The sequence below is a fragment of the Arthrobacter sp. Y3224198 genome (assembly GCF_059090025.1).
This window is the reverse complement of record NZ_JBNHFG010000028.1, coordinates 24,634-34,196: the sequence shown is the minus strand read 5'-3', so window position 1 is coordinate 34,196 and position 9,563 is coordinate 24,634. Positions and strand designations below refer to the sequence as shown.

The window sequence follows — 9,563 nt, the reverse complement described above, 5'->3', positions numbered from 1 at the left end:
CAGACGGGAATCTCGGTCCGCGGCGTCCGGGCTCCGGCAGCGGCCTGCGGGCCGGCCGGCTCCTTAGTCAGGACGTCGGGCGACGACGTCAGGCGATGACGGGAAGCAGCCCCGTGTCCGCGCGGCCGTTCTCCCGGCTTTCCGCCGGGAGATTCACGGGGATTCCAGCCGGCCGGGTTTCGGCCAGCCGGCTGACGAGCCGCTCGGGGAAATCGGTGATCACCGCATCAACGCCCAGCGCCAGGACGGCGTCGGTATCGGGTTCTCCATTGACGGTGTAGGTCCACAGGCCCAGGCCGGCGGCCCGTACGGCTGCCGCTCCGTCTGCAGTGAGGCACCGGTGATGCGCCACCACACCCTGCAGGTAGCCCGCACCGGCTGCGAGCAGGGCGGCGTCGGGAATGTCGTCCACCAGCTGCCAGGCCGGTACCTGCGGAGCGAGCCGGGCGAAGGCCAGGACTGCTGCCGGGTCGAAGGAACTGACGGTAACACTGAAGCCTTGCCGGAGCCGAACCCAGTCCGGGCTTTCCAATACGGCTGCCACGGCACCCAACACGCCGGGCGAGTCCGCCGGCACCTTCAGCTCCAGGTTGATGCCGAGCGCGAAACCCACGGCCTCCGGAAGGTCGGCAAGGAAAACAATGGGCTCGCCCGCGAATTCCTCGCCGAACCAGCCGCCGGCGTCTAGCTGCCGGAGTTCGGCGCCCGTAAACGAGTTGATCGGATCATCTGCGCGTTCCGGGAAAACCCGGGCCACGTTGGTGGTCCGGGCGCCGGTGTCGTCATGAAAGAGGAACAACTCGCCGTCCGCGCTGAGGCGGACGTCGGTCTCGATCATGCCGGCACCGGACGCCCAGGTCCGGGCAAAGGCAGCCGCCGTATTCTCGGGGGCTGATCCGCTGCTCCCCCGATGTCCAACTACCAATGGTTTGCTGGTAACTGCCGTTCCTGCCAATGCCCTGTCTTTCACTTACCGGTTACTTCACCGAGTTGTTGTAGTTCTCAACTTCGGTCTTGAGCTCATTCACTGAATCCGTCAGCTCGGTCTTGCTGTCCCCGCCGAGGAGCGCGCCTTCCAGCGCGTCTTCGGCGGCCTTGCGTGCCTGCGGCATGGACCCTGCGGAGCAACCCTGCGTGGCAGGAGTCAGTTCCGTGGATTCCAACTGCTGCACGGCGACGTCGAACAGCGGGTACTGCTCACGCCACGCAATGTCTTCCGGCTCCTCGAGTGCGGCCTTGGATATCGGGAAGTACCCGGTTCCCGTGTGCCAGGTGGCCTGGGTGGCCGGTTCGGCGAGGAACTGCATGAACTGCCAGGTGGCTTCCTTCTCGGCGTCGGAGTGGCCCTCGCCGGAAATCCACAGCGATGCGCCGCCGATGATCGGACCGGAGTCATTCTCTTCGATCTTCGGGTAGTACCCGACACCCAGTTCGAAGCCCTGCTCCTCAGCCGCCTTCTGCATGCCCCGGAGCGCACCGGTGGATTCAAGGGTGATTCCGATGGTGCCGCTCTTGAAGGCGTTCTGCGCATCTGCCAGGACGCGGCCGGTGTTGCCTGCCACGCCAGTGTTCACCATACTCTTCCACCAGTCGACGAACTGGACGGCGGTGTCGTTGTTGAAGGCGTACTCAGTGACCTGTTCGCCCGTCCGGCCGTTGTCCGGGCTGCAGTACAGCTCACCGTTGGCAGCGACTTCCTGCTCCAGCAGCCACCCGTAGATCGCTGCATTGAAGCCGAATTCCGCCGGTCCGCCGTTTTTCTTGGAAAGCTTCTCGGCCGCCGTCGTGATTTCATCCAGCGTTGCCGGCGGCTGTTCCGGGTCCAATCCGGCTGCCTCGAAGAGGGTCTTGTTGTAATAAAGAACAGGCATGGACGTGTTGAACGGCATAGACCAGAGCGAATCGTCGATCGAGTAGTAACCGGCGATGTTGGGCTGCAGATCCGAGACGTCGTACTCGTCGCGGTCAATGAAGGCCTGCGTGGGCAGCACTGCCCCGGAATCGATCATGAACTGCGTGCCGATGTCGTAGATCTGCACCATGCTGGGGGTGCTGTTGGACTGCACCGCGGCCTTGTACTTGGTGATGGTGGAGTCGTAGTCGCCCTGGTAAACGCCCTTGACCTCGATCTTGCCCTTATTCGCGGCATTGAACTCGGTGATGAGCTGGTTCAGGGTTTCTCCGTTGGTGCCGTCCATGGAGTGCCAGAAGTTGACCTCGGTGACGCCTTCGGCCTTCTCCAGCGAGTCCGCGGCCGGGGCTTCTCCGGCAGCTCCCGCTTCCCCTCCTCCGCCGCCGCAGGCGGACAGCGCCAGGGCGAGTGCGGCGGCGCCGGCTGCCATCTTTGGCAGGCGGCGCCCTCGACGTGTAATTCGCATTGGTTTTCCCTTCAAGGTGGTACCGGAAGCGTGTGCTCCGGCGGGTTCTGCATGCATCGCGTACGGACGCTTACTTGATGGATCCCGCGGTGAGGCCGCGGACAATAAAGCGCTGGCCGAAGATCACCAGCAGCAGGGTGGGGATGATGGCCAGGACCGTGCCGGCCAGCACCAGGCCGGCGTTGAAGTTGTCCGCCGAGCGCAGCTGCGTGATGCCGATCTGGATGGTCTGCATCTGCGGCGTCTGGGTCACCAGCAGCGGCCAGAAGTACATGTTCCAGGCCGAGAGGAAGGACCAGATGCCGAGGGCGGCAAGCGTGGGCTTGGACAGCGGCACGAGCACCGACCAGAGGAAGCGCATGTGTCCTGCACCGTCGATCCGTGAGGCTTCCCAGAGCTCCACCGGGAAGGACATAAAGGCCTGGCGCAGCAGGAAGATACCGAACCCGTGGGCCAGGAACGGCAGGACCAGCGCCGGGATGGTATTGATCAGTCCGGTGGAGGACATGGTCAGGTAGTTCGGGATGATGATCGCTTCGGCCGGCACCATCATGCTGCACAGGAACAGGCCGAACCAGAACGCTTTCCAGCGGACCTTCAGGAACACCAGGGCGTACGCCGCCAGCAGGGAGGTCACCAGCTGGCCGGCCGTGATCAGCCCGGCCATCACCACGGAGTTCAGGTACTGGCGGCCCAGGGGGATGGCTTCCAATGCGCTGGCGAAGTTCTCCGCGCGGAAGCCGTTCAGGGGCCACAGCGACGCCGGGTAGGCGTTGATGTCCGCCGGCCCCATAAAGGAACCTACAAACCCGAAGTAGACCGGGAACAGGACGACGACGGCGCCCAGCGACAGTGCGAGGTACGTCAGGACGCGGCCTGCTGTCAGGGGACGCCGCTGCTTCTTCTTGTCCTTGCCGGGCCGCTCGGTCCTTTGGGGAAGAGCGGTCCGGGGCGCGGCGGGGGCAGCTGTGCGGCTCATCGGTAGAACACCTTTCGTTCCAGGACGCCGAATTGGATTGCCGACACCGCTACCACGATGATCAGCAGTACAACGGCCTGGGCGGAGGCATAGCCGAAGTTCGAGTTGTTGTTGGCGAACGCCTGCTCGTAAATCGAGTAGACCAGCGTTGTGGTGCTGTCCTGCGGCCCGCCCTTGGTGAGGATGTGGATCTGGCCGAAGCTCTGCAGCGCGTGGATGGTTCCGGTCACCAGCAGGAAGAAGAGCTGCGGGGTGAGCAGCGGCATGATGATGGAGCGCTGCATCCGCCAGCCGTGGGCACCGTCGAGGCGGGCTGCCTCCACTACGTCTTCGGACACGGCACCAAGGCCGGCGGAGAGGACCAGCAGGTTGTAGCCGAGCTGCATCCACACCGTGGCCAGGGACACGGACACCAGTGCCCAGGCCGGATCGGTAAGCCAGCCCACCCGGTCCAGCCCGAAGAAGCCGAGCATTCCGTTGAGCACGCCGGTGGCTTGGTTGAACATAACGCCGAAAATCACCGAGGCAGTGGCCACCGAGTAGGCAAAGGGCAGGGCGAAGGCCGTCCGGAAGAACCGAACGCCCTTGATTTTCTGGTGCAGCAGCAGGGCAAGGCCCAATGCAATGGCGATGGATGGAACCACCGTCAGCACGGTGAATCCGAGGGTCACGCCCATTACGGTCCAGAAACCCGAATCGGTGAACAGGCGGGTGTATTGGTCAAAACCGACAAAACCCGAGGGCCGTCCGAAGAGATCGCTTCCCTGGAAGGAGAGGAACACGGATCGGCCGAGCGGGTAGAAGAGGAATAGTGCAAAAACCAGCAGCGCCGGCACCAGATACCACATGGCCCGGATGCTTCCCCGGTCCGCCATGGTTTGCGGCTGGACGGCTTTTGTCTTCCGGGCTGGTTTGCTGATGGAACTCATGCGCCGGTGCCCGTGCGTGCGGGCCCGGATACGGGGCGAAGAGAGCGGACGGTCCCATCCAGCTGCAGCAATTCACTGCAGGATAATTTCATTGTTTTTTCCGTCCATGATCATCCGGCATGAATCAGTGCCGGAACGTTGGTGTTGCCTGAGTCACAGTACCTAATATTTTTTTACTTAGGCAAGGAAACGGCCGGCCAACAATCGGTGAACGGGTCTACACACAGAACCAGGCATATGCAATAGGTAAATTGCATATGCCTGGCGGATATTTTTGCCGGACTATCCCTTGGGGATGGGCGGGCCGAGGTACAGCAGCACGCTGAAGACGACGGCGACGGCGAGCAGGGCAACGACGCCGGCCGCCACCGGGCGGCGCAGCACCAGGGCCGCGATCCGATCCACCGCGTTTTTCGGCTCTTCGCCGCCGGGGGCCATGCGCCAGCCGCCGTCCAGCAGCCCGCGTCGGTCCACGGATTTCTCGAACGGGATGGTGGCCCACGGAATCACGGTCGTGACCAGACCGAGAACGCCGGTGCGGGCGGACCACTTCTGGTTGGCCCAGACAAAGAGAGTGACCACGCCGTAGGCCAGGAACACGAAACCGTGCAGGCCGCCGGCAATGGGCGTAAAGGTTTCATTGTCGAAGCCGTATTTGAGCACCAGGGCTGCGATGAGCAGGGTCCAGGTCACGGCCTCGGCGAAGGCCAGCGTGCGGAAGAGTTTGCGGGGGGTCATTGTGCGGGATCCACCTTCTGCAGAGAGTTACCAACAGTATGTCAGCATGGACTTCCGCGCGGCGAATCCCCTGCCGCCTTTGGGACAGCAATCACGACGGCGGTGGCCCGGGACGAGTGGCCCCGCCGGTCCCGTGGTGCTTGGGGCGGTGAGCGGGAGCAGCGGCCGGACCCAACCGAAACGAGAAGGCACGATTTACGGTTTTTTGGCGAAAAAACGGTAAATCGTGCCTTCTCGACGCCTACGACGGTAACTTTTGCCTTTTCGATCACGACGCCGGTAATTCTTGCCCTCTCGAACCGGCCGGAGGAGCCCACCGGCTGCTCACGCGGCCGGCAGCCCCAACCGGCCGGCAGCCCCAACCGGTCGGCAGCCCCAACCGGCTGGGAGCCCCAACCGGTCGGCAGCCCCAACGCAGAAGGCCGCCGCGCCCGGCTCCGAAGGGGAACGGAACCGGAACGCAGCAGCCTCTCCCGGGCCGCGGCGATGGGGGTGTGCCGCAGCCAAGCTGATGCCTTAGGCAGCGGTGTCCGGCGCCTGGGCCGTGTTCCGTTCAAACTCCGCGCGGGTGGCGTAGGAAGTCTGGGTACCCCGGCGGGTCACGGAGTCCGCAGCGTAGGCATTGGCCGTGGCCAGCGAGCCAGGCACGTCTCCGGTTTCCACCAGGCAGTGGCTGAAGCAGCCGATAAAGGCGTCGCCTGCACCGGTGGTGTCCAGCGCCGCCACGGTGCGGCCTTCCACCAGCACGGGGCCGGCGGCAGACAGCCACAGCACACCGCGCGAGCCCATGGTGACAATGACGTTCTTGACGCCCTTGTCCAGGATGGTCTGCGCCGCCGCCTGCACCTCGTCCATACTCTGGACGGGCATGCCCGTCAGCAGGGCCAGTTCGGTTTCGTTGGGCACGAAGTAGTCACACTTGGCCACCTGGGCGAAGTCCAGGTCCGGGGTGGCGGGTGCGGGGTTCAGCAGTACGGGAATGCCGTGCCGGTTGCCGAAGTCGATGGCCGCGTACACGGTTTCGAGGTTGACCTCCAGCTGCAGCACAATCAGGGAGCAGCCGGAGATTGCCTCGGCGGCGTCCTCGATGTCTGCCGGGGTCAGGAAGGCGTTGGCGCCCTTGGCAATGACAATCGAGTTGCGTGAGTTGTCATCCACGAAGATCGGGGCCACGCCGCTGGTGGCCTCGGTCTCCAGCACGTAGGTGGTGTCGATCCCGTTGGCCTCGAAGTTGCGCCGGGTGGTCTCCCCGAACGCATCGTTGCCCACGCGGGTGAGCATCAGGACCGAGGAACCCATGCGGGCTGCCGCCATGGCCTGGTTGGCACCCTTGCCGCCGCAGCCCATTTGGAAGTCCCAGGCCTCGACGGTTTCGCCTTCGTCCGGCATCCGGCTGAGGTAGGACACCAGGTCCACCATGTTTGAGCCGATCACTGCGATATCCAACGGACTATGCCTCCTCTTTGATGCCGGTGCTGACGGAGAAGGAGCGGGTGGCTCCCGGCGCCAGTTCAATCAGTGTCCCCGCAGCCTTCGCTGCCAGGAATCCTTCCGGCCGCGAGGTGCCGGGCAGGACAAACGATGCCACCCGCTGGTCCGGGTTGTGCAGCAGCCACCGGGTGGCCACCGGGAAGTCCGCGGAAGAGAACCGGGTGCAGAAGGTGATTCCGTCGGTGCGTTCCATCCGGAACTCCAGGTCCCGGCCGTGGCGGCCCAGGTCGTCCGCGAAAAAGACGATCTCCGGGTCATATCCCTGCGAGGCATCCAGCACGTCCGCGCTGACCTCGCCGGAGCGGATGGCGTCATTGAGCACCGTCCACTCCGGTGTGGGGAACACGTGTGCGGGGACGGTTTCACGCAGCCGGAACGCGCCGTCGGGCAGGGACTGCGTCATCCGCGCCCCGTCGGAGTAGGCGTAGTTCATGTGGCACATGTACTGCAGCGGCATGGTGCGGGCCGCGGACAGATTGGTCACGGACAGGTCGATGTCGAACATGGCCGACCCCGAGGAGAGGCGGACGGCAGGCACGGCCTGGTAGTGGTCGCCGAAACCCTTGACGTATTCATAGCGTCCGGAGACGGCCACGGAATCCGTGTCGATCTCCAGCCAGGCCTCGTCAAAGTCAGCGCAGGGAAATTCGCCGTGCAGCGGGTGCGTGTCTTCGGGTGCCGGGCAACCGGCGGCGAGCAGCCCGGAGTGGAACGCGAAGCAGCCGTAGGTGTCCTCCACCAGGGTGGAGGGTTTCGGCTGCCGGAACGTCGAGTCCATCCGCAGGCTCACGCCGTCGAACTCCGCGTCCCAGACCATCTGGCCCAGGAACGGCAGGACTTCCACCCGGCCGCGGGAGTTGCGTACGGTGACGGATTCGACGCCGCTGGGGTACCGGACACCGGTGACGGTGAATTCCGGCGATTCCACCAAGATGGTTTCGGACGTGGAGAAGGACTCCCGGGCCAGATTAATGCGATACATACTCGGTGTTCCTTTCCAGCCCGGCGGCGCGTGCTTCGGAGCGGCGCAGGTGCCGGAAGTGCATAAAGACCGCCAGGAAACAGACCAGCGAGACCACGAAGGAGATCTGCAGGGAGTTCGTCAGGTCCGAGGCAAGGCCCTGCACCACGGGGATGACGGCTCCGCCGACAATGGCCATGACCAGGACGGCGCCGCCGGTTTCGGTGTGCCGTTTGTCGGTGATGGTGTCCAGGGTGCGGCCGAAGATGGTGGCCCAGCAGGGTCCGAAGAGCCCGGAGACCAGGATGGCGGCCCACACGGCGGTGATGTTCGGAACCAGCATGACGTAGACCAGCGCCAGGCTGCCGAGGGCGGCGAAGCCCATCAGGACCGCGTTGACGTCGTACCGGGTGATCAGGAAGTTGGCTGCCATCTTGCCCAGGAAGAAGGCCACAAACGCGAAGAACATGTAGTTGGTGGCTTCGCGCTCGTTGAGCGAATCGTCCAGGTTCAGGGCCAGCCGGATGGTGAAGGACCAGACGGCGGTCTGCATGCCCACGTACATGAACTGGGCGAAGATGCCGCGCAGGAATTCCTTGTTGCGGGCCAGGTAGGCCAGGGTTTCCCCGATCCGTGCGGTGGCTTCGTGCGTCTTGTCCCGCAACGGCTTGCAGTGCGGGAACTTGGTCAGCGCCACCACGATGAAGACCACCACGAGGATCATGATGATGTATTTGTAGGGCATCAGCGTGCGCTGCAGCATTTCGGCGCTGAACGCCGTCTTTTCGGCAGCGGACATGCCGGCCATCTGGGCGTCCAGGGTGTCGCCGTCGGTAAAGACGAGGTACTTGCCCAGCAGGATGCCCAGGATCGAGCCGATCGGGGTGAAGGTCTGGGAAACATTCAGCCGCCACGTGGAGGTGGGCTTGGGGCCCAGCAGCGTGGAGTAGGTGTTGCAGGCGGTCTCCAGGAAGCTGAGGCCGATGGCAATGGCGAACAGCGCCACCAGGAACATGCTGTAGGTGGCCATGTGCGAGGCGGGGAAGAACGCGGCGCAGCCGAGGATGTAGACGCCCAGGCCGATCAGGATGCCGGTCTTGTAGGTGAACCGGCGGATGATGCGGGAGGCGGGAATGGCGACCAGGAAGTAGCCGCCGTAGAAGGCGGACTGGACGAAGGCGGTGGCCAGGTCCGAAAGCGTGAACACCGACTTGAACTGCGTGATGAGGATGTCATTCAGGCTGGCTGCGGCGCCCCACATCGGGAAGCAGAGTGAAATCAGCAGGAACTGGAACCACGGGATACGGCTGAGGTAGCCGTCCGGCTGCTGGACGGCGGAGGTCTTGAAGAGCATCAGTTGGCGCTGCCTGCCAGGATCGAAGCGCCCGCGGAAGCACCGATGCGGGTTGCACCGGCTTCCACCATGCGGGCCAGGTCTTCGGGGGTGCGGACACCGCCGGAGGCCTTCACGCCCAGGTCGGGCCCCACTGTGCTGCGCATGATGCGGACCGCTTCCACGGTGGCGCCGTGCTTGGAGAAGCCGGTGGAGGTCTTGACGAAGTCCGCGCCGGCCGCGGCGCTGCGGCGGGAGGCTTCGGCGGTCTGCTCGGCGTCCAGCAGGCAGGTTTCCAGGATGACCTTCACCAGCACGTTGGAGCCGGCGGCGGCTTCAACGATGGCGCGGATTTCGGCTTCGACGTCGTCCCAGGCGCCTTCAAGGGCCCAGCCGATGTTGATGACCATGTCCACTTCGTCGGCTCCGTTGGTGACGGCGTCCTTGGTCTCGAAAACCTTGACGGCGGTGGTTGAGGCACCCAGCGGGAAGCCCACAACGGTGCAGATGCCTACCGGGGTTCCTTCGGCGGCGCGGCGGGCCTGGGTGACCCGGGCCGGGTTGACGCAGACGGTCTTGAACTCGTGTTCAACGGCTTCCTGCACAAGGGTGTCGATCTGTGCCGCGGTTGCCGTCGGGGCAAGCAGGGTGTGATCGATGAGCTGCGAAATGTGGGACATGTGATCCTCCTCATTGAGAAACGGCTTCCTCACTGTAGGAGTGGCGCCGAACACATGTCAAATTGCTGTTTTAC

General features: G+C 64.3%; 9 protein-coding genes. All 9 read right to left on the bottom strand.

Annotated features, from left to right (window positions below; translation table 11 throughout):
• Window positions 1–88 precede the first annotated feature (88 nt).
• Window positions 89–970 carry a glycerophosphodiester phosphodiesterase gene (locus AC5RUF_RS13295; protein WP_494130885.1) on the bottom strand — a complete coding sequence of 294 codons (882 nt, stop codon included), beginning with the start codon at window positions 968–970 and terminating at the stop codon, window positions 89–91.
• Window positions 971–977: 7 nt separating this feature from the next.
• On the bottom strand, window positions 978–2,342 hold the full coding sequence (locus tag AC5RUF_RS13290; RefSeq protein WP_494130884.1) for an ABC transporter substrate-binding protein: 1,365 nt from the start codon (window positions 2,340–2,342) through the stop codon (window positions 978–980).
• Between the two features lie 106 nt (window positions 2,343–2,448).
• A complete protein-coding gene (locus tag AC5RUF_RS13285; protein ID WP_493997630.1) occupies window positions 2,449–3,357 on the bottom strand; it encodes a carbohydrate ABC transporter permease in 909 nt (302 codons plus the stop codon).
• Window positions 3,354–4,286: a carbohydrate ABC transporter permease gene (locus AC5RUF_RS13280; protein ID WP_493997629.1), complete on the bottom strand. Its 933-nt coding sequence runs from the start codon at window positions 4,284–4,286 to the stop codon at window positions 3,354–3,356. The genes AC5RUF_RS13285 and AC5RUF_RS13280 overlap by 4 nt, the downstream gene beginning before the upstream one ends.
• A 282-nt stretch (window positions 4,287–4,568) precedes the next feature.
• Window positions 4,569–5,024 carry a DUF3817 domain-containing protein gene (locus AC5RUF_RS13275; RefSeq protein ID WP_494130883.1) on the bottom strand — a complete coding sequence of 152 codons (456 nt, stop codon included), beginning with the start codon at window positions 5,022–5,024 and terminating at the stop codon, window positions 4,569–4,571.
• A gap of 516 nt (window positions 5,025–5,540) precedes the next feature.
• Window positions 5,541–6,458 (bottom strand): ribokinase, encoded by a 918-nt coding sequence (gene rbsK / locus AC5RUF_RS13270; protein WP_493997502.1) that lies wholly within the window; start codon window positions 6,456–6,458, stop codon window positions 5,541–5,543.
• 16 nt (window positions 6,459–6,474) lie between these two features.
• The gene (locus AC5RUF_RS13265; protein WP_493997503.1) at window positions 6,475–7,497 is read right to left on the bottom strand and encodes an aldose 1-epimerase family protein; all 1,023 of its coding nucleotides are present in this window, start codon (window positions 7,495–7,497) and stop codon (window positions 6,475–6,477) included.
• The gene (fucP, locus tag AC5RUF_RS13260; protein ID WP_493997504.1) at window positions 7,484–8,830 is read right to left on the bottom strand and encodes an L-fucose:H+ symporter permease; all 1,347 of its coding nucleotides are present in this window, start codon (window positions 8,828–8,830) and stop codon (window positions 7,484–7,486) included. Before fucP ends, AC5RUF_RS13265 begins: the two co-directional genes overlap by 14 nt.
• A complete protein-coding gene (deoC, locus tag AC5RUF_RS13255; RefSeq protein WP_494130882.1) occupies window positions 8,830–9,489 on the bottom strand; it encodes a deoxyribose-phosphate aldolase in 660 nt (219 codons plus the stop codon). The genes fucP and deoC overlap by 1 nt, the downstream gene beginning before the upstream one ends.
• Window positions 9,490–9,563 lie beyond the last annotated feature (74 nt).

Excerpts from the sequence above, each read along its gene's own strand:
- AC5RUF_RS13290 (WP_494130884.1), bottom strand. The coding sequence starts at position 2,342 with ATGGCAGCCGGCGCCGCCGCACTCGCCCTGGCGCTGTCCGCCTGCGGC.
- AC5RUF_RS13285 (WP_493997630.1), bottom strand. The coding sequence starts at position 3,357 with ATGAGCCGCACAGCTGCCCCCGCCGCGCCCCGGACCGCTCTTCCCCAA.
- AC5RUF_RS13280 (WP_493997629.1), bottom strand. The coding sequence starts at position 4,286 with ATGAGTTCCATCAGCAAACCAGCCCGGAAGACAAAAGCCGTCCAGCCG.
- AC5RUF_RS13275 (WP_494130883.1), bottom strand. The coding sequence starts at position 5,024 with ATGACCCCCCGCAAACTCTTCCGCACGCTGGCCTTCGCCGAGGCCGTG.
- AC5RUF_RS13265 (WP_493997503.1), bottom strand. The coding sequence starts at position 7,497 with ATGTATCGCATTAATCTGGCCCGGGAGTCCTTCTCCACGTCCGAAACC.
- fucP (WP_493997504.1), bottom strand. The coding sequence starts at position 8,830 with ATGCTCTTCAAGACCTCCGCCGTCCAGCAGCCGGACGGCTACCTCAGC.
- deoC (WP_494130882.1), bottom strand. The coding sequence starts at position 9,489 with ATGTCCCACATTTCGCAGCTCATCGATCACACCCTGCTTGCCCCGACG.